This is a genomic window from uncultured Chitinophaga sp. (assembly GCF_902168175.1).
Taxonomy (GTDB): domain Bacteria; phylum Bacteroidota; class Bacteroidia; order Chitinophagales; family Chitinophagaceae; genus Chitinophaga.
In genome coordinates this window covers 55,147-75,912 of the sequence record NZ_CABHOU010000046.1, presented here as the reverse complement: position 1 = coordinate 75,912, position 20,766 = coordinate 55,147, and the positions used below count along the sequence as shown (strand labels likewise).

The following is a 20,766-nucleotide window of genomic DNA, read 5'->3' as shown; positions in this document are numbered from 1 at the left end:
ATACAGAGAATAACTATATTTGTCCATTTGTAGCACAAAACCAAAAATCAGATGGTCAACAGCATCAAACCCATTTCATCCAAATCCATGGCCGAACAGGTGGAGCAACACCTTAGAGAATATTTTACGAGAGAATCTTTTAAACCCGGCGATGCGCTGCCTACAGAACTGGAACTCGCTGCTTCCCTGGGTGTTAGCCGCAACGTAGTACGCGAGGCCCTCAGCCGTTTTAAAATGTTGGGTATCATAGAAACAAAGAAGAAAACCGGCATGGTGATCTCCAACCCCGATATCGTAGGCACACTTGAAAAAGTACTGGCCCCCGAAATAATGGACGAGTCGACTTTGCAGGACCTGTTTGAGCTACGGCTGGTACTGGAAATGGGTATTGCCGATCTCTTATATATCCGTAAAACACCCGAAGACCTGGATGAACTGGAAGAAATAGCCGCCCGCGAAGTAAAAGGCAGCAACTTCCGCATTAATACAGAAATAGCTTTCCACGGTAAGCTGTATGAAATGACGGGCAACGAAACGCTCAAACGCTTTCAAACGCTGCTGCTGCCGGTGTTTGGTTATGTAGTAAAACTGGAGAACAAAAAATATATAGCTGGAAAAGTAACGCACCAGGGATTAGTAAAGCTACTTCGCAAAGGCACCCCGAAAGATTTTAAAGAAGGCATGTTGTCACATCTGCAACCTCATTTCGATCGTCTTAATCCTCCGAAAAAGAGAGGATAGATTGATTTTTTCACGGGAAAGGGGCGGTACAAGTTCATTGTACCGCCCCTTTTCTTATAGGGTGAAGTATACACTTATCATTGTGTTCACACAAAATTAAAATAGCCTGTAATCCTTAACAGTATTATCTTTTAATTGATGTGTCCTATTCATGGATGCGCATCATCCTAAAAAAATAACGGTAAAAATTTTTGTATTCTGGAAAACATGTCTACATTTATTATGTAGAACATAACTACTAAATACATCACGTTATGAATTCCACCATTCCACTGTTAGGGAACTATACCCTTCTTGCCGCCGCTATGTTTCTTTTTACCAACTGCAAAAAGACTACCGCCGCAGAGCAGATTATTCCAGGCACAGAAATAGCTGCAGCCACGGCCGCAGCACAATCGCACAGTTACGTTAAAGTTTTTGATGGCGGCAATACCAGCGGCCAGCACTCCTTCCGCATTCCATCTATCGTAAAAACTAAAAACGGTACGCTCATCGCTATTTGCGAATGCCGCCGCTGGAATAACTCCGACTGGGGTGATATTAATGTAGTGTATAAACGCTCATCCGACAATGGTGCAACCTGGTCGGCCATGGGCGAGATAGCCGCTTCCGGCGACGATACCTGGGGTAATCCCACTTCGGTGTACGATCCTTCGCAGGGTACAAACGGCCGTATATGGGTGTTCATGAACTGGCACGATGGTACGTATACCGCCATCAGCCAGGTAAATGCCTGGGGTAAAAGGAAAGTGTTTTCCAGCTACAGTGATGATCATGGTGTTACCTGGTCGACCCCTTTGGATAGAACAACGGGGCTGCTGCCTCCGGGTTATACCTGGGATGCGGTAGGGCCGGGCATTGGTATCGTTACCAGTGTAAATCATCCCGGCCGGCTTATTATTCCGGCTAAGGGACGTAATATCTACAGCGATAATCATGGCAGCACCTGGACGTTTGCCTTATCGGCCACAGGTTCCGACGAAGGAACGGTCGTAGAATTGATGGACGGCCGGCTGATGCGCAACGACCGGGCGGTAAGCAGCCAGTGGGAGCTGTCGAAGAGAAGGCGCGTGTCTGTAGGTACCATCGAAGGCGGCTTCCCGGCTTTCAGTTCTGATGAAACGCTGCTTGATCCGAAGTGTGAAGCTTCCATTCTCCGTTACAATACAGATAATCCGCATCGCATCGTATTTCTAAATTCTGCCAGTACCACTACGCGTGGTAAAATGCGTGTGCGCATCAGTTATGATGACGGGCAAACCTGGCCAGTGAGCCGCCGTATTTACGACTGGCTTACGGAAGCAGAAGCGCAGAGTCAGGGTAAGGGCGGTTATACCAGTATGATCAAAACCGCCGATTATCATGTAGGCGCTTTAATAGAGGTGAATGAAGACACGGGCAATAATGAAACCAGCCACAGATCTATTGAATTCCATAAGTTCAACCTGCCATGGATGCTCAATGGCAGCACAGAACCTTAACGTAATGCAGACAACTGATTTTTAAACTTAATCAACCGACACAAATGACATTTTTCAGAATTTGCTGTTGCTTTTTGCTCCTGTTAGGGATACAAAAAAGTTATGGCCAGGGCACCAGTTTTACCGTGTCTGGTACAGTTCGCGATTCCGCTACCAAAGAGCCATTGATCGGGGTAACTGTATCTGTAAAAGGTAAGCCAGCTATGGGTACTATCACAAATCCCAGTGGACAATTCACTTTAAGATTAGCTTCTGGTGATGAGGTATTACATTTCCGGATGTTGAACTATAACCAGCGGGAAGTGGCGGTGAATAACCAAAGCCAGATCAGTGTAGTGCTGTCTGAATCCTCTTCACAACTCGGTGAAATACTGATTGTGGGGTATACGGAGCAATCCACTAAAAAGAACACAGCGTCTATTTCCAAACTGGATGTAGCGGAGTTGAGGAACAATCCAAACCCTAACCCGGTGCAGGCTTTGCAGGGCAAGGTGGCGGGCGTGTCTATCCCCATTACACAGGGGCAGCCAGGCATTGGTGCATCTAATATTATCATCCGTGGTGGTACGAAACCCAATGTGTATGGCTCGGGACTGGGCAATAACAATGGTGCGTCGATCGGTGCATCCGATGGCAGTAATCCGCTGGTCATCGTAGATGGTGTATTCCGTTCGATGAACGATATTAACCCGGAGGATATAGAGTCGCTGCAGGTGATGAAAGATGCGGCTTCTACCGCTATTTACGGAGCCCGTGGTGCGAATGGTGTAATCGTAATCAAAACCAAAAGGGGTAAACTCAATACCAAAGGTGCTATCACGGTGAGTCACCGTACCACCTGGGAAACACAGGCGCGCGACTACGATTACCTGTCGGCCGAAGAATATTTACGGCTCGCAAGGGTAACAGTGGCTAACACGGCCGATGCGATCGATAAAAATAACCTGTTGTATAACGGGGGCTTTTCTGCCGGTACGCGCATCTTTACCAAACCGGGCGACTACGGCAAAAGTATTTACCTCACCGCCCTGTACGATAACATCATGCAGGTAGAGGGAGAAGCCTATGTAGACGGACTGCTGGCAAAGGGGTGGAAGGTAATGGACGATCCTATCAATCCCGGTACTAAATTGTTGTATGCCGACAACCATTACCAGGATATGCTCTGGAAAACGGGCGTAAGTAATGTGGAGAATGTAACATTTAGCGGTGGTACAGATAAAGCCGATTACAACTTCTCGATGGGTTACACCGACCAGAAAGGTGTGCTGGTGGGTACAGCGTATAAACGGTATAATGCGCTTGGCAACTTTGGGTTCCAGGCATCCGATAAACTGCGGCTCGACTTCATGCTCAACTATCAGAATACGCAGCCCAAGTATGTAGATGCTTACCAGAACGACCTGGTGAGGGCCATCCGCATCACCCCACTGATACGTACGTTTAAAGACGATGGGAATCCAATGCCGGGAGAGCTGTATACCGTAAGGAACCGCTTTCACCTGTTGAAATACGACGACATGCGTACGATGACCGAGCGTATGGTAACCCGTGTAAGCGCCGACTGGAACATCATCAAAGGCCTGCACTACAAACCTTCACTGTCTTACTATATCGACGACTACCGCGAACTGTTCATGCGTAAGGCTACACCGGCCGACGAAATACAGCCATCGATGCAGCGCTGGAAAGATGACTATACCAATAACTCACGCCAGTTGATGATCGACCAGGTGTTGCAGTACGACTTCGATATCAATAAGGAACATAACGTAACCATACTTGGCGGTATGAACTTTACGAGGAATACGAACCATGTGAAAGACATGGGTTCGCAACGAGCCACCAACGATTATATTTATACGATCGATGAACCTACGACTACGGTTATCAACGGTTCTGTGTTCAGCAACGTAGTGGATTTCGCTACCAACCTGGGCGAAACAAAATCGGCCAGTTTCTTTGGTCAGTTTAATTACGACTATAAAGCGAAATACATGCTGGGTGGTACCCTGCGTTATGATGGGTTCTCCAACTTTGCACCGGAGAATAAATACGCCCTGTTCCCCTCCGTATCGGCAGGCTGGAATATAGACAGGGAGGACTTCTGGAAAAGTAATACCGTAAGCGGCCTTAAACTGAGAGCCAGCTGGGGTGCTGCGGGCTTAAGCAGCCTGAGTCTGGCCGATACTTACGGACAATACTCCTCCGTGAGTTACGCTATGTACTCCGGTATCCTGCGCTCCGGGTTGTCGAATACCAACCTGAAATGGGAATCCACCGAAACAACCGACATCGCAGTAGATGCGTCGTTCTTTAAAAACAGGATCAACCTCTCGGTCGATTTTTATAATAAACTCACGAAAGACAGGCTGACGAGCAAACCATTGCCATCGGAAGCGCCGTTTACCTCTATCACCTATAACAATGGTGCTCTTCGCAACCGGGGAGTGGAAATAGCATTGGGAGGCAGGATTATCCGTGGTAAAGACTTTAGCTGGGATGCCAATTTCTCCTTTGCACTGAACAGGACCACTATCACGCAATTGCCCGATAACGGCCGTGCTAAGAACAGGCAGGGCGGCGACATCATTTTCGATAAAACGTCCGGTAAAGAGATACAGGCCGGTGGTTTAGCGGAAGGTGAACGTCCGTACGGTATCTGGGCTTACAATGTATTAGGTGTGTTTGCCACCGATGCGGAAGCCGCAGAATGGAATACCCGCGTTAAAGATAACCTGGCTTCTCCGCAAGGCATTATAGTAGGTAAACGTGGTGGTGACTTCATTTTTGAAGATGTAAATAATGATGGGGTGATAGATTCGAAAGACCAGGTGTTTATGGGGTATCGTAACCCCGACAAGATCGGTGGTTTACAAAATACGTTCAGTTACAAAGGCGTGTCGCTGCGTATTAACGCCGACTATGCCATCGGGCACCTGATCAGCAACGGCGCGCTGGCACGTTCTATGGGACAGGGCCGTGCATTTAACGAAGGGGCGCCTACACAGGCCTTAGCCTCCGACGTGTGGAAGAACCAGGGAGATGAAGGTAAAAAGTATGCGCGTTTCTCCTTTGCAGATTTTGATTTTGGTCAGCGTAACTATTTGCGTAACGGTTCGCTCGGTAACAACAACGGTTACAACTCCGACGTATCAGTGATGTATGAAAAAGGTGATTTCCTGGCGCTGCGTGAAATTACGGTGAGCTACGATCTGCCATCTCATATCACGAACAAGTTCCGTTCATCCGGTGTAAGCATATCCGCCAGTGTATACAATGTCGGTTACCTTACCGCTTATAAGGGCCTGAACCCTGAAATATACAGTGGTTTTGATCCGGGCGGTTATCCAAGACCACGACAGTTTTCACTGGGCGCAAATATGAGGTTCTAACTTTAATAGCTGAATTATGAAAAGAATATTGTCGAATATATTAACCGTTCTTCTTGTTGCCATAATGCTGGCCGGCTGTACGAGTTTACTGGAAGTAGAGCCACAGTCGAGCATTACAGAACAGGTGTTCTTTAAGAACGAGAGCGACTTTGATCCCAACGTGGTGGGCATTTACACCGTGTTGCGCAGCCTGGTAAATAATAACACCTACGGCATGGAACGCAGTGAGGAACTGATTTCCGGTTCCAACTCCCGCTTCACGGTAGCCTGGTCGCATACCCTGTCGCCATCATCCGGCGCACTTAACTATGCGGAATGGTATCGTGGTATAGGGCATTGTAACCTGTTGCTTGAGAAAATACAAGACTTCTCTTTTGCTTCTAATCCAGACCTTAAAAAGAAGATAGTAGCGGAAACTTATGCACTACGGGCCTTCTTCTATTTCCACCTTACCCGTGTGATTGGCGATGCGCCAATTATGCTGCAGGCCATCACTAACGAGAACGTGCCTTTGTTGTCACGCGCTCCGGCAGCCGATGTAATGAAGCAGGTGCTGGCCGATCTTGATGCTGCCCTGGCAGAATTTACAGCGATGGACCAGTTCTCGAAAACCAGTTATCCATCTAAATACCGTTTTGCCTATGGCTCCGTACTGGCGCTGAAAGCAGATGCGCTGTTATGGAACGCCAAGGTGACTGGCGGCGGAGAAGGTAGTTTGCAGCAGGCTGTTACGGCGATTACAGAGATCGAGAATACAGGTCTTAGCCTCAATGCCGACTTTGCGAGTGTTACGGGCGTGAGGGCCGGTACGAACAAAGAAGTACTGATGGCGGCTTACTACCAGCGCGACGAAACACCGGGTGGCAACTATTCGAAGAATGCATTACCCTTCCTTTCAATCGTGCAGGGTGCCATTAACCTTGATAAAATACCTTACGCCGTATCGTCGGGTAATGGGCAGGGCGCTTACCAGATCAGTCCTTTATCTAAATCGTTGTTCTCAAATGCGGCCGACAAACGTATTCCATATACCTGGGTGGTGGAGATGCAGGCCAGTGGGCCCAAAGTATCGTGGATCACCAAGTACCCGGGTACGAAGTATAGCGACGATCGCATCCCCGATAATGACCTGGTGCTGTACCGCATGGCCGATGTGTTCCTGATGAAAGCAGAAGCCTACGCAGGACTAAACGACCTTACCAACAGTGTTAAATACCTGGATACCGTACGTGCCCGTGCAGGCACCGGTAAGTATGCGGGAGCAGCTACCAAACCTGCCATAGAACGGGAAATACTGGACGAACGCGGCCGCGAATTGTATTTCGAGAACAAACGCTGGTTCGACCTTGTACGTTTCCATAAAGGCGGTACGATCGATGTGTATACTTATGTGCCTAACCTGGCTGGTAAAACAACACCCTTGTTCTGGCCATTAAACACTACGGTATTTGCCAATAATGCGAACATCCTGCAAACAGACGGGTACTAAATCAATGTAAAATCATGAAGCGACTTACGATATTTTTATTTTTATGTATGGCGTTGTTTGCCTGCAATGAGAACGAAGAACGCATCTTCCCAAAACTGGAACCACCCGGTTCTGTGTTATCCTATGTATTTCAACAGGGCGGTGATGGCTATAGCTGTTTTCGTATACCTGCTATCATTATGACTAAATCGGGCACATTACTGGCTTTTGCCGAAGGCAGAAAAGATGGTTGCGGCGATGAGGGAGATATAGACCTGGTGATGAAAAGGTCGACGGACACTGGCAGGACCTGGAGTAAACTAAGTGTAGTTTGGAGCGATGCCGTTAATACCTGCGGCAACCCGGTGCCGGTTGTAGACCGTGTTACCGGTAAAATAGCCCTGCTGATGACCTGGAACAAAGGTGATGATGCTATTGGAACGATAAATGCCGGTACCAGTAAAGATACCAGGCGCATCTACCTTACCTCGTCAACGAACGATGGCGTGAGTTGGGAGACGGTAAAGGAGATAACAACAGATGTAAAGAAGCCAGGCTGGGGCTGGTATGCAACAGGTCCCTGCCACGGCATACAAATGCTGGCGGGTGGCAATGCCGGACGTATGATCGCGCCCTGCGACTACATTGAAGTAGGTGCGGGCAGGAGAGGAAATTCACACGTGATTTACTCTGACGATGCCGGCGCTACCTGGAAACTGGGCGGCGTTGTGCCACAGGTGGCGGGCATCAACCCGAACGAGAGTACAGTGGCCGAGTTACCCGGAGGTAAGCTATTACTGAATATGCGGGTGGGTGCTAATGAAAACCTGCGCATGTCCAGCACCAGTGAGGATGGTGGTATTACCTGGTCGGTGCCTTACAACGAGGTGCAGATGATAGACCCGGTTTGCCAGGGCAGCCTGTTGTCAGCCACTATTGCAGGTACACACAGGGTGTTCTTTTCTAATCCTGCTGCTACCACGCGTAAGAACATGACCATCAAAATGAGTACAGACCAGGGTGTTAAGTGGGATAAAAAGAATATCGTATTTGAAGGCCCTGCAGGCTATTCCGACCTTGTACAGCTTTCAGACACGCACGTAGGCTTGTTGTACGAGGCGGGCGTAGCGAAGTACACAAATGGCATCGCATTTAAATCAGTGGCAATCGTCAATATTAAATAAGACGGGATATGGTTTACAGGAAAAGCTTTTACTTCTTACTGGCGATGGCGGCGGTTATTAGTTGCCGAAGCACTTCATCATCAACGGGTAGTACGCACAACGGTAGTCCCGTGGTGTTTGAACCAGGCGGCATTTACACGTCGATGCGTATACCAGCCCTTGTTATCAGCCCTAAAAATACCCTGCTGGCCTTTTGTGAAGCCAGGATAGGCAGTGCGAGCGACTGGGCCGATATGCACCTGGTGATGCGCAGGAGTACGAATGGCGGCAAAACATGGGAGCAGATGAAGATACTTGACAGCAGTAAACAATCGCCCGTAGGTAACCCTACACCGATCGTGGATGCCAATGGTACGATTCACCTGCTGTACCAGAAGGATTATAAGGATGCATTTTACATTTCTTCCGCAGATGATGGCCGCAACTGGACAGCCCCGGTAGATATTACCAGCGTATACGAACAGTTCAAACCCGAATACAACTGGAAAGTGCTGGCACCAGGCCCCGGGCATGGTATCCAATTAAAAAACGGCAGACTGCTGGCCGCTTTGTGGCTGGCCGATTCACGAAAGTTACTGCCCCGCAGGAGTCACGCGCCATCGTGCGTAGCCACTATCTATAGCGACGACCTGGGTAAAACATGGCAACGTGGCGCTATCGTAGCCGACAGTACCGCAGCTATTTCCAACCCAAATGAGAGCATGCCCGTAGAACTGCCCGATGGCAGGGTGATGATGAGCATCCGTAATACTTCGGCGATCAAACAACGGGCATTCAGCATCAGCAATGATGGTATTGCAAACTGGGGGCCGGTGCGTTTTGAAGAAGAACTGTTCGATCCTACCTGTATGGCGGGTATTACAAGTGTAGCGGTAGGAGGTAAACCCGCATTGCTGTTTATCAATCCGGATAGCCGGCATATAGAAAAAACGCCGAGAAAGAACCTGGTAGCCAAACTATCATTCGATAACGGGCAAACCTGGCCACAGCAAATGGTGCTGGACAGCAGTGCTGCGGGGTACAGTGATGTAGCAGTGGGGCACAAGGGGAATGTGTACTGCCTGTACGAAACCAATACAAAAGGCAACAAGGGCTTCAACTACACGCTGGTGTTGAAGAAATTTAATGTAGCCGATGTCAATAAACAAAAAGAAAATTAAGATAATGAGAATACAAGGATTGATTGCTGCAACGTTCAGCACATTTAATGAAGATGGTTCACTGGACCTTTCGCTGATACCGGCATTGGTAGACAAGCTGATAGCAGACGGTGTGCGCGGCGTATTTATATGCGGTACTAATGGCGAAGGACCTAACCTGACTATAGAGGAGCGGATGATTATTGCGGAAGAATACGTGCGGGTAGTAAACAAACGTTGCCTGGTATTAGTACACGTTGGTCACCCTTCAATAGCCGAAGCCCGTAAACTGGCTGCGCATGCGGAGAAGATTGGGGCCGATGCTATTTCAGCGGTGGCTGCTTTTTACTTCAAACCTTCGTCTGCCCGCAACCTTGTAGATTGTATGGCGCAAATCGCGTCCGCAGCACCAGGTATGCCTTTCTACTACTATCACATTCCTGTTATTACGGGTATGGCAATAGACTTGCTTGAGTTCCTCAAACTGGCGGAGGATGAAATTCCTAACCTGGCTGGTATCAAGTATACAGCGGCCACCATTCACGAGTACCAGGCCTGCCTGAATTATAAAGATGGCAAGTTTGATATCCTGTTCGGATACGATGAACTGCTGTTACCCGCACTGGCTGTTGGTGCAGAGGGCGCCATCGGCAGCACTTACACCTTCGCTGCACCGCTGTACCTGAAGGTAATGGAGTATTTCAGGGAAGGTAAGTTGAAAGAAGCACGTAACCTGCAGTACCAGGCGGTGCGGATGATTCAATGCCTGCCAAAGTATTCGCCTATCCCTGCGCAGAAGGCTATTATGAAACTGATGGGCATCGATCTCGGTCCGTGCCGCCTGCCGCTTACTACCCTGGGTGCTAAAGAAATACAGGAGATCAGTGATTATCTCGATGAAATACAATTTACTTCCGTGCTGAACGCGGTGGCGGCCTCTAATGGTGCAGTTGCCAGCCCAAAGCCTTAATAAAAGCAATACCATGAAACGATTGTTTTATCTGTTCTTATGCCTTTCCGGACTATTCGCCTGCAACAAAGACGAAACTTCCGGTGGCGCCGATATCAAAGAGGTTGTATTTGAGGCAGACAGGGAAGAGATCAGCGCCGGAGATAGTATCATATTCAAAGACCAGTCGGTCGGTTATGTGAACAAATGGAAATGGACGTTTAAAGGTGGTACACCCGAAACGTCGAACCTGTCGAGCCCGAAGGTGATTTACAATACGCCGGGGGTGTATGAAGTAACGCTGGTAGTCAGTAACAAGTTTACGAATAAGACGATCACGAAAACCGACTACATTAAAGTAGATTACAACCGCGTAAAAGTAAACTTTACCAAGACGGCGGACGTGTATTTTACAAATGAACTGGTAACGTTCCGCGATACCACTACAGGTAAACCACAAACCTGGGAGTGGGAGTTTGTGCCGGTGGGTGGTGGCGCTGCTATTAAGTCAACACTGCAACATCCTTCGGTGATGTTTACGGATACGGGGTATTACAATGTAACGCTCACCGCATCCAACCCACAGTACTCGGATAAAGTAACGAAAACAAACTTCATCCGTATACTCGATGCGGCAGCTATCAGTTCAGACTTTACCAGCTTGCAGTCTGCTACGTACACAGGCGGCAGTATCAGCTTAACAGATGCTTCTGTAGGAAACGTTACGGGTTGGGAATGGACGATTACGGGTGCTGAAACATTTACCTCCACCGACCGTAATCCTTCTTTTACGTTTAATACAGCAGGCAGGTATAAAGTGTCGCTGAAAGTGACCAATCCTTTCAATTCATCAACAAAAACTACGGAAAATTACCTGCTGGTAGTGCCTGGCGGTGACCTGGCCGCTTTCTTTCCTTTTAATAACAATGTGGCGGATGCGGGGCCTAATAAGATCGGTACTTCTGTATTGGGCGGTGGTATTACGTTTGGTGGGACAGATAGGTTAGGGAGTGTGGGTAACACTTCTGCGTTTAACGGTTCTTCGGGCCTGTTGGTTACAAATCACGCTGCTACGAATTTCGGCAGTGGTAACTATACTGTTGCCTGCTGGGTGAAGACAAGTCTTACCACACGTATGATGCTCTGGCAGGAGTCGGGCAGAAACGGTACAAACGATAACCAGACGTGGATCAGGATAGGTGATAATACCACCGACCGTGTTACGCGCTTCGACGTGGAAGATAACACCGGTTCAGCATTCGTAAACCTCGCTACCGCAACAGGCCGGTTGTCTGACGATGCCTGGCATCATGTAGTGGCGGTGCGCGAAGGACTGGTAACCTCTGTATATATCGATGGTACGAAGCGGGGCAGTACAACAGCCTCGGGGTTGAAAGTGGTGTCCAACGACCAGGACTTTAAGATCGGTTTCCAGGAAGGTGCTACCTCTAATTCGTCGTTCTTTGCCGGTAACATCGATGATGTGATCATATACCGGAAAGCACTGACTGCGGCGGAGATCACGGCATTGTTCAATTTGTAACCATGAAACGGCTACTTTATTTATTGTTAATATTTTGTATGGCAGAGAGTTGTTTGCGTAACGAAGTGAAAGTGCAGTTTGAATGGGGTACACTGCCACCAATACCAGATAGTACAGGGTTTGCCGGCTCCTTCGCAGGTACAGCAGGCAATGTATTGCTGGTAGCAGGCGGCAGCAACTTTCCTAATGGTGGCACGCCATGGAATGGAGGAACAAAGGTGTGGTATGATAAAATATTTGCACTGGAAACAGCCGGCGGTAGTTGGAAAGAAGTGGGCAAACTACCGCGGCCACTCGGTTACGGCGTTTCTATTTCTACAGCAGTGGGATTGATTTGTATCGGCGGCAGTAATGCCGGAGGGCATTATAACGATGCCTTCATAATAACCTATAGCCAGGGGCAGGCTGTGATCAGCAGTCTGCCTTCTCTTCCGGTGCCATTGGCCAATACAAGCGGTGCGATGGCAGATAGCTGTATTTACGTAGCAGGCGGCATTCAGGCACCTGATGCAAAGGTGACCAGTAACGGCTTTTACATGCTGGACCTCCGTAAACCGGCGGCCTGGCAAACATTGCCACCTGTTCCGGGTGCTTCGCGTATGCTCGCGGTGGCCGGCGCGTTGGGCAACGAGTTCTTCCTCTTTAGTGGCGCTACTTTAAAAGATGGTAAACGGGGATATTTAAAAGATGCCTGGCGTTACAGCAAAACAGAAGGCTGGCGCGCCTGCGCTGAGATGCCTCATGCAACAGTGGCCGCACCTTCGTGCGCATACCCGCTTAATAAGCATACGCTGGTTATATTAGGCGGAGATACAGGTGATGATGCGGATAGTGCCGCTGTATTGCGGGAGCGCCATCCGGGTTTCTCAAAAGCGATACTGGCCTATGATGCAGGTAACGATACCTGGCAAATAACTGGTGATGTGTACACAAGGAGGGAAGCAGATGCTGTAACCCATCCCAACAACAGTATATGGGCACCCGTTACTACTACATCCGCTTACTGGAACGGCTGCCTGGTATTGCCGGGAGGCGAAGTGAGGCCGGGTACAAGAACGCCGAACGTTATCACGGTTAAGTTTAAACATTAGATCGTATATTGAAATGATGAAGGACAGGAAATATTATCCCTGGCTGGTAGTTGCCATGTTGTGGTTCGTAGCCCTGCTCAACTACCTCGACCGGCAAATGTTGTCAACCATGCGTCCGGCCATACAGCTGGACATCAAAGAACTGGAGAGCGCGACGAACTTCGGCCGCCTGATGGCTGTGTTCCTGTGGATTTACGGGCTGATGTCGCCGGTGTCGGGTATGATAGCGGATAAGATCAGCCGGAAAGGCCTGATCGTGGGCAGTTTGTTCGTATGGTCGGCCGTAACGATGCTGATGGGATATGCTGATGGGTTTTCACAACTATACTGGCTGCGTGCGATCATGGGAGTAAGTGAGGCATTGTATATTCCTGCTGCATTATCACTGATCGCAGACTATCATAAACCTGCTACACGTTCGCTGGCAGTGGGTATCCATATGACGGGGCTTTACATGGGGCAGGCGCTTGGTGGGTTTGGTGCGACTATCGCAGCTGCATATTCCTGGCAGGCTACCTTTCACTGGTTTGGCATCGTAGGCGTATTGTACTCGGTGGTGCTGATGTTCGGTTTAAAAGAGCATCGTATCAAAGAAGTGCCGGAAACGATTAAACCACCCTTTTTCCAGGGCTTTAAAGGCCTGCTGCTGCTCTTGCCCTTCTGGATCATCTGGCTCTATTTTTCGATACCCAGTATCCCGGGATGGGCTATTAAGAACTGGCTGCCTACTTTGTTTGCAGGCAGTTTGGATGTACCGATGAGTGAAGCAGGGCCTATTGCGACGATCACTATTGCATTTTCCTCCTTCCTGGGTGTGATTACCGGCGGCTTATTGTCGGACCGTTGGGTGCAACGCAACGTGAAAGGGCGGGTATATACCAGCGCCATCGGGCTTTCGTTAACGATCCCTGCCTTGTTCCTGTTAGGCATTGGGCATTCAGCAGTTTACCTGGTGGCTTCAGCCTTCTGCTTTGGCTTTGGGTTCGGGATGTTTGATGCCAACAATATGCCGATACTCTGCCAGTTCGTGGCGCCGCGGCACAGGGCCACTGCGTACGGGTTGATGAATATGGGCGGTGTGTTTTCCGGGGCGCTGATTACAGATTTCCTGGGGAAGTCGACCGATGCAGGCAACCTGGGACGCGATTTTGCATTCATGTCGGTGGTGATACTGGCGGCGGTGGCCATGTTGTTATTGTTCCTGAAACCGAAGGTGAGTGACTACGGTACAAAATAAACAGAAAGGCTGCCAGTGACGGCAGCCTTTTTTAATGCTTTTTCTTTTGCTGACCCGGTGCGTACGGTTTGGCCGATTTGCCGCCAAATACCTTCTTAGCCTGGCCGGGCGGTAACGGTTTGCCTGTAGAGTGACCGGTATGAACACAGCCGGAGAATACGATGCCGGCTATCAGTAATGCTGCGATAATTGAGTGTGGTTTCATGATTTATGGTTATATACCAAAGTGTCACAAAACCGTGCCGGTTTTGAAAATTCACCATTCTCATTAACAATTGGCAAACCGGCGGCTTACTTCGCAGGCGATTTACTAACTAACGGTTTCTTAATACTAAAAAGGCCCGGGCTACAACCCAGGCCTTTTGCTATTCGCTTAATCCCCATTCACCAGTCTTCACATTGATCTTAAATTTCTTAGGCTCCGGCAACCATAGTTTACCATCGCCTATTTCAACAGGCATCCAGAGGTAGCGGGAGTCCCACTGGGTGGAGGGTTTCCACATGTCGCCCATGTAGATGATAGTGGTGCTTTTGGTGCCTTCTACTTTAATGAGCATGGTAGATTGGGAACTGTAAGTATTGGTAGCCGGTGGCGCAATGTCTTTAAATTCGGTCCAGGGACCGGAAAGAGAGGGCGAGGTGGCGTATTTGTTTGGATTGGGCTTCCAGCCGGTCATGGCAGAGCCGATGGAATAATAGAGGCCTTTGTAGTGTACGATGGCGCCGCCTTCGAGCGGAGCGTGGATGAAGCTTACTTCTTTTACCACGTCCATATAGTCGTCGGATAAACCGGCGATGTAGAAGCCTTTGGTAGGGCGGCTTTCAAATACAAGATAAGGGGTGCCGTCGTCGTCGATAAACTGGCCGATGTCGCGGCTTTCCTTATCCAGCGGGCGGAAGCTCTTTACGTACCTGAAAGGGCCCTGTGGCTTTTTGCTAACGGCTACACCTACACGTGCATATGCGTATTTTGCGTCATCGAGATGGAAATACATCACATAGTTCTTTGTTTTCTTGTTATAGAAAACTTTCGGACGTTCTAAAACCCAACGCTGACCAAGGTTCTCGGGGTCGGCCTGTTTCAGTGCATCGCCCTGGTATTTCCAGTTCATGAGATCTTTGGAGGCGTAGCAGCTCACGTAACGGTATTCACGGTCAAGCCCCTGGCGACGTTCTTCGCCATACCAGTAGTACGTTTTACCGATCTTAATAATACCGCCGCCATGGGCTTGTATGTGGTTTCCCTTATCGTCCGGCCAGATACCTCCGGGGTCGATAAACGTTCTTTCCTGTGCTATCGCGAAGAGCGTGCTTAAAAGCAGGCTGGCTGCAAATACGGTCCGTTTCATATCAACAAAATAGGAAGAATCGTTTGCGTACCGGCGATTTAGTGATGAATGGCGAAAGGGGATAAGCACCCCGGCGCTATTACGCTATTGGGCCGCCGTTGCGTCGCACACTTCAGCTTATGGTTAACGATCAGCGGCATGTGATTTAAGGAGGTCTAATATCTCTTTACGCCTGAAAAACATTGCCCATCCTTCGGGCGTGCTGCAATGCTGACTATCGGCTATGGTTAAATCCGGGTGGTAACGCAGCGCCAGCCTGGCTAAATCTATGTCGTTGCGTAGGGCGGCGATGTGTAAAAGCGTACCATGATATTCCATGTACAATATATTCACGGCATCAGGGTCGGCGGCGAGCATAGCCGTGGCACGGTCTTTCAGGCCAAGGTCCCAGGCGTCCAGAGGTTTTAGGGTAGCCTCGTGCGCGATGAGCCATTCTATAACTTTGCGCTGTTTGCATTGTGTGGCCAGTTGTAATAACGTCATGCCATTGGAGATTTGCTGCTGCAGCTCTTCGGGGGCGAGCGTTTCCAGCACATCGATTTGTCCGAGGCCTACGGCTTCTGCTATTGCCGTTTGCCGTTCGGGCACCTCCCTGTATTTAGGCATCCACCAGGTTATTCCACTTCCCAGTTTCTTAAACCCCATTTGCGTGTAAATGTGTTGGCCGGGCGGCGTGGCGTTAAGTGTGGCATACTGGTAGCCGCTTTGCCTGGCATATTCGCAGGCAGCAACGGTTACGGCTTTACCAATTCCTTTACCGCGCAGGCCGGGTAGTACACCCACATTGTAAATGCCTGCCACTTCAGAAAAGAAAACGGCGCTTTGTGCTACAATCTCTCCATCCATCCAGGCCAGGAAACGTTGTGCCCTTTCGGGATATGCTGTCATTAATTCACGGGAGATAGCAGTGTCTTCCCCGGCGTAAGGGAGTTCGCGCAGGTGCGTGGTAGGGGTCGTGTTGTCGTTGGTGATTATTAAACCTTCAGGCGTTTTAAAATTGTTATGTAGTAACGGCAGTTCCAATACCATCCAGCAGGGTTGCCATCCTGTTTGAAAACCACGGGCCAGTAGTAATGCTTCTAAGTTTGCCGGTGCGGGTAGCAATGACCAGCAGCCAATACCGCCGGGAGGATGCACGGCGTAATCGTCCATGATCTCATTTAACAGCTCACTGGTGGGAGTTTCGGGAAATAGAATATTTCCGTTGTGCGTGCTGCCGGCATTCGTCCACCGCAACCCATTTTTGTTGTGTGCGTACCCGCCTGCGGTTATCGCATGCAGTGCATACAGTTCGGCATGATTGTCGGCTATGAGTTGTTCCAGCTTCCGCGACATGGGGTATGGTTTTAGTAAATAAAGTTAATAAAAGCGGGCATACCCCGGAAGGTTTGCCCGCTTAAAATATTACGGGATTAAGTACACGTGAGTTTACGATTCGGGACAACTGTTGTTAATGCTTGTTCCTGGCCCACATCTTTTTGATGAACTTTTCCAGTTCCACTGCATGGAACACGACGAGCGACAACGCTACGCAAATGCCCAGTTCCTGTAAAGTAAGCGGTTGTGTTTTAAATATTGTATTTGCGAAAGGGAGGTAGATCACACCCAGTTGCAGCCCTAAGGTAAACAGTACCGCGCCTACCAGTGGCATGTTGGAAAAGAAACCTCTTTTAAAGATCAGTTCATCGCTGCGTATTGCCATTACGTGTCCGAGCTGTGAAAGCGACAGTACGGTAAATACCATCGTTTGCCAGTGACTGTCGGCAATGTGTATCGAATAGGCCTGTGTACCCAGTGTTACCGCCGCCATCAGGATGCCTACCCAAATGATGTGTATACCGGTGGCCCTGGCGAACAAACTTTCTTTGGCATCGGCGGGCGGCCGTTTCATGATGTTACGTTCTGCCCCTTCTGCTGCCAGCGCCAGGCCGGGCAACCCGTCGGTAACAAGGTTAATCCAGAGGATGTGTACGGGTTGCAGAGGGATAGGCAGTGCTAACAGCGGGGCTATCACGAAGGTGAGTATTTCTGCACCGTTACAGGTCATTATGTATTTAACGAACTTACGGATGTTGTCGTAAATGCGCCTGCCTTCTTTAACTGCTTTTACGATAGTGGCGAAATTGTCGTCGAGCAGTATCATATGTGCGGCTTCCTTACTGACGTCGGTGCCGGTAATACCCATAGCGATGCCGATGTTCGCGGTGCGCAAAGAAGGGGCATCGTTTACACCGTCGCCGGTCATGGCGGTATAGTTGCCGGTGCGTTGTAAAGATTTAACTATATTCAGTTTCTGCTCGGGCGATACACGGGCGTATACCTTGATCTTTGTTACCCTGGCGTCTAATTCCTGCTCACTCAGTTTCTCAAGGTCAACGCCGGCTATTACTTCATCGCCTTCTGCCAGCAAACCTATCTCACGGCCAATAGCGGCAGCGGTTTCGAGGTGGTCGCCGGTGATCATAACGGGTTGTATACCGGCTGTTTTACATTCTGCAATAGCGGCTTTCACTTCTTCACGGGGCGGGTCGATCATAGCAGTAATACCTGCGAAGTCGAGGTCTTTCTCAATAGCCTGCTCGTCCGGCTTATCCCCGGGCGCTTCCGCCAATATCCTGTACCCATAGGCCAGCACCCTTTTGCCTTCTTTGGCCAGGTTGCTGCTGTCGTCCATCATTTTATCCGCAGCCTGTTTATCTTTCAACAGGGGAGCAATGGACTCCGCCGCGCCTTTGGTAATCACCAGGAACTTGTCTTTGTGCTGGTGAATGGTGGTCATGGCCTTACGCTCCGAGTCGAAGGGCAATTCTGAAACACGTTTGTATTCGTCCATCATTGCGTTTACACCTCCCTCTTCGTATTTTTCCATTACATATTGGATCATGGCGATCTCGGTAGGATCACCTGCCCATTCACCATCCTGCTTTTTAGCGTCCTGGTTAAGTGCCATGGCGCAGTAAAGCAGTGGGATGGAGTCTGATATTTTAAGGGAATCTTCTACGGGCAGGGCGTCGGTTACCTGCATCCTGTTCTGGGTGAGCGTACCTGTTTTATCGGTGCAGATGAAGTTGACAGATCCTAGTGTTTCTACCGCAGGCAGTTTGCGGATCAGTGCATTTTTTTGTACCAGCCTTTTAGCGCCTCTTGCCAGGGCGATGGTGATAAGGGCCGGTAATGCTTCGGGAATGGCGGCTACGGCCAGGGAGGTAGCTACTAACAGCATTTCTACTGCCTTTTCACCCCGTAACAGCCCGATGCCGAACAGCAGTACGCAAATGCCCATAATGATATAGGAAAGCTTTTTGCCGAAGTCGGTCATCCTGCGTTGTAAGGGTGTTTGCCCTTCTTCGCCCTGTAACATTTCGGCGATGCGGCCTACTTCTGTTTTCATCCCGGTGGCTATTACAATACCTGTACCACGGCCTTTTGTAACCATGGTGCCCCTGTAGGCCATGTTGGTACGGTCGCCAAGGGGCGGGTTCTCGTCTTTTAACTTGTCCGATGTTTTGTCGGCCGGTGCTGCTTCGCCCGTAAGGGCTGCTTCTTCTATACGCAGGGCATGTGTTTCGGCCAGACGGATATCTGCGGAAACAATCACGCCGGCTTCCAGCAGTACCCGGTCGCCGGGCACTAATTGGTCGGCCTCGAGGGCCGTTTGTTCGCCATTACGTATTACCTGTGCCTTGGGCGCTGCCAGTTTCTGTAAGGCTTCCATGGCCTTCTCTGCCCGGTATTCCTGTATAAAACCAACGAGCGCGTTGAGCAACACGATCACGAGAATGATAATGGTATCGGTAAGATCGCCCACCACGCCGGATATAATGGCGGCAGCGGCGAGGATGATGATCATGAGGTCTTTGAACTGGGCAATAAAGATGGCCCAGGCACTTTTCTTACCCTTACTTTCCAGCGTGTTAGGCCCGTACTTTTGCAGGCGCTGCGAGGCCTCATCGTTAGAGAGGCCTTTGTCGCTGCTGCCTAATTCTTTATTAACTTCCGTGATGTCCGAATAGTGCCAGTTCATAATGGATCTTTTAACAACCGGAAGGGATAAACGGGCTATTTGTTATGCGCAATGAAGAGTGGTAGTGCCAGTTCTCTCATCAAAAAATCGGCCATGCTTTCCCGCAACCAGCGTGATACAGCGCCGCGCTGGTAAGCGCCCAGTACCACCAGGGTGCCATCAGACTGTGTTCTCAGTTCCTGGAGAATGGTTTCGCCGGGTGTGCCGGTCAACACTTTGTAGGTGGCCTGTGGAAAGTGCTGCTGTAAAAAGTCCCGCATCAACTGGTCGTTTTCTAGTACGGAGTCGCTGCCAGTTTCTTTAACAGATATTATTTCTACCGGCAAATTGCTAAGGGCCGACAGTACGTAATAACTCATTTTAATGGCGTGAATGGATGACGGCTCGCCGTCGTACAACAGTACTATCTTCTGTATTTCGCTAAAGGCTTCGGGCACCAGCAATACCGGACAGCGGGTTTCGCTGAGCAGGCTGCGGATGAATTCGGTAGGGGGCTCCTGTTCTTTTGTGAGGAACGCTTCGCGGGTGCCAATTACCAGCAGGTCGGCGTATGTGCTTTGGTGTAATACTTCCTGTATAGGCACGCAGTTGGTGCGGTGTACATTGTGTGCAATGCCTTCTTTCGTACAGGCTTCTACGAAAGCCTGTGCTGCTGCGGCACGTTTTTGTTCATCCCGCTCCTCCATGGCCTTTATTTGTTCGGTAGTAGCCCCGGCGGTAATCACGCTGTTCATGTTGAAACTGTTGTAGATCGGGTCGTCAGGGAAAACGCCGGACAGGTGGGCGGGTTCTTTACGCACGAGGGAAAACGCGTGTTGCAGGGTGCTGTTCGAAAACTTTAAACCATCGAATATCGCAGCTATCTTCTTCATAATATGGAGGCTTTTGCTCAAATATAATGAAACCTGCCGGGATGTGGGTATGAGTAAACTTAGCCATCCATGTGATGTGGGTCATAGTTAAGATAACATCATGTTGAAGGGCGCGACAGTATAGGGACCCTATATCGATCCTATACTCATCCTATATCCGTTTCCGCTGAAACCCGCACTGGTGGTGACGGGTATTATAGGATGGATATAGGATCGATATACCTTCGATAAAGGAAGTCGCCATGGTGGCGGGTTGCTCTCGCGGAGTGCGGCGCAGCGCCATATGTGCGTTT

General features: G+C 49.5%; 15 protein-coding genes. 10 read left to right on the top strand and 5 right to left on the bottom strand.

Translation table 11 applies throughout. The features are described from left to right. The first annotated feature begins 51 nt into the window (after positions 1 to 51). From QZT80_RS09765 to QZT80_RS09720, 10 genes are all read left to right on the top strand, one after another. On the top strand, positions 52 to 741 hold the full coding sequence (locus QZT80_RS09765; protein ID WP_295121182.1) for a GntR family transcriptional regulator: 690 nt from the start codon (positions 52 to 54) through the stop codon (positions 739 to 741). A gap of 254 nt (positions 742 to 995) precedes the next feature. Continuing rightward, on the top strand, positions 996 to 2,222 hold the full coding sequence (locus QZT80_RS09760; RefSeq protein WP_295121181.1) for an exo-alpha-sialidase: 1,227 nt from the start codon (positions 996 to 998) through the stop codon (positions 2,220 to 2,222). Positions 2,223 to 2,266: 44 nt separating this feature from the next. Next, positions 2,267 to 5,617 carry a SusC/RagA family TonB-linked outer membrane protein gene (locus QZT80_RS09755; RefSeq protein ID WP_295121179.1) on the top strand — a complete coding sequence of 1,117 codons (3,351 nt, stop codon included), beginning with the start codon at positions 2,267 to 2,269 and terminating at the stop codon, positions 5,615 to 5,617. 16 nt (positions 5,618 to 5,633) lie between these two features. After that, positions 5,634 to 7,106, top strand: a complete 1,473-nt coding sequence (locus tag QZT80_RS09750) for a RagB/SusD family nutrient uptake outer membrane protein (RefSeq protein WP_295121177.1) — start codon at positions 5,634 to 5,636, stop codon at positions 7,104 to 7,106. Positions 7,107 to 7,120: 14 nt separating this feature from the next. Continuing rightward, positions 7,121 to 8,269 carry an exo-alpha-sialidase gene (locus QZT80_RS09745; protein WP_295121175.1) on the top strand — a complete coding sequence of 383 codons (1,149 nt, stop codon included), beginning with the start codon at positions 7,121 to 7,123 and terminating at the stop codon, positions 8,267 to 8,269. A gap of 8 nt (positions 8,270 to 8,277) precedes the next feature. Next, positions 8,278 to 9,429 carry an exo-alpha-sialidase gene (locus QZT80_RS09740; RefSeq protein WP_295121173.1) on the top strand — a complete coding sequence of 384 codons (1,152 nt, stop codon included), beginning with the start codon at positions 8,278 to 8,280 and terminating at the stop codon, positions 9,427 to 9,429. 4 nt (positions 9,430 to 9,433) lie between these two features. Next, the gene (locus tag QZT80_RS09735) at positions 9,434 to 10,378 is read left to right on the top strand and encodes a dihydrodipicolinate synthase family protein (RefSeq protein ID WP_295121171.1); all 945 of its coding nucleotides are present in this window, start codon (positions 9,434 to 9,436) and stop codon (positions 10,376 to 10,378) included. A 13-nt stretch (positions 10,379 to 10,391) separates the two neighbouring features. Beyond that, positions 10,392 to 11,900, top strand: coding sequence for a PKD domain-containing protein (locus QZT80_RS09730; RefSeq protein WP_295121169.1), 1,509 nt, complete (start codon positions 10,392 to 10,394; stop codon positions 11,898 to 11,900). Between the two features lie 38 nt (positions 11,901 to 11,938). After that, positions 11,939 to 12,991: a galactose oxidase gene (locus QZT80_RS09725; RefSeq protein WP_295121167.1), complete on the top strand. Its 1,053-nt coding sequence runs from the start codon at positions 11,939 to 11,941 to the stop codon at positions 12,989 to 12,991. A 13-nt stretch (positions 12,992 to 13,004) separates the two neighbouring features. Further along, positions 13,005 to 14,228, top strand: a complete 1,224-nt coding sequence (locus tag QZT80_RS09720; RefSeq protein ID WP_295121164.1) for an MFS transporter — start codon at positions 13,005 to 13,007, stop codon at positions 14,226 to 14,228. Positions 14,229 to 14,259: 31 nt separating this feature from the next. Here QZT80_RS09720 and QZT80_RS09715 read toward each other — a convergent pair whose 3' ends face one another. From QZT80_RS09715 to QZT80_RS09695, 5 genes are all read right to left on the bottom strand, one after another. After that, complete coding sequence (locus tag QZT80_RS09715) at positions 14,260 to 14,433, bottom strand: quinol oxidase subunit 4 (RefSeq protein ID WP_295121162.1); 174 nt, start codon at positions 14,431 to 14,433, stop codon at positions 14,260 to 14,262. A 160-nt stretch (positions 14,434 to 14,593) separates the two neighbouring features. Next, a complete protein-coding gene (locus QZT80_RS09710) occupies positions 14,594 to 15,577 on the bottom strand; it encodes a family 43 glycosylhydrolase (protein WP_295121159.1) in 984 nt (327 codons plus the stop codon). Between the two features lie 123 nt (positions 15,578 to 15,700). Beyond that, positions 15,701 to 16,912: a GNAT family N-acetyltransferase gene (locus tag QZT80_RS09705; protein ID WP_295121157.1), complete on the bottom strand. Its 1,212-nt coding sequence runs from the start codon at positions 16,910 to 16,912 to the stop codon at positions 15,701 to 15,703. A gap of 115 nt (positions 16,913 to 17,027) precedes the next feature. Further along, entirely contained in the window at positions 17,028 to 19,601 is a 2,574-nt protein-coding gene (locus tag QZT80_RS09700) for a cation-translocating P-type ATPase (protein WP_295121156.1), read from the bottom strand. Positions 19,602 to 19,636: 35 nt separating this feature from the next. Continuing rightward, positions 19,637 to 20,473, bottom strand: a complete 837-nt coding sequence (locus QZT80_RS09695) for a universal stress protein (protein ID WP_295121154.1) — start codon at positions 20,471 to 20,473, stop codon at positions 19,637 to 19,639. Positions 20,474 to 20,766 lie beyond the last annotated feature (293 nt).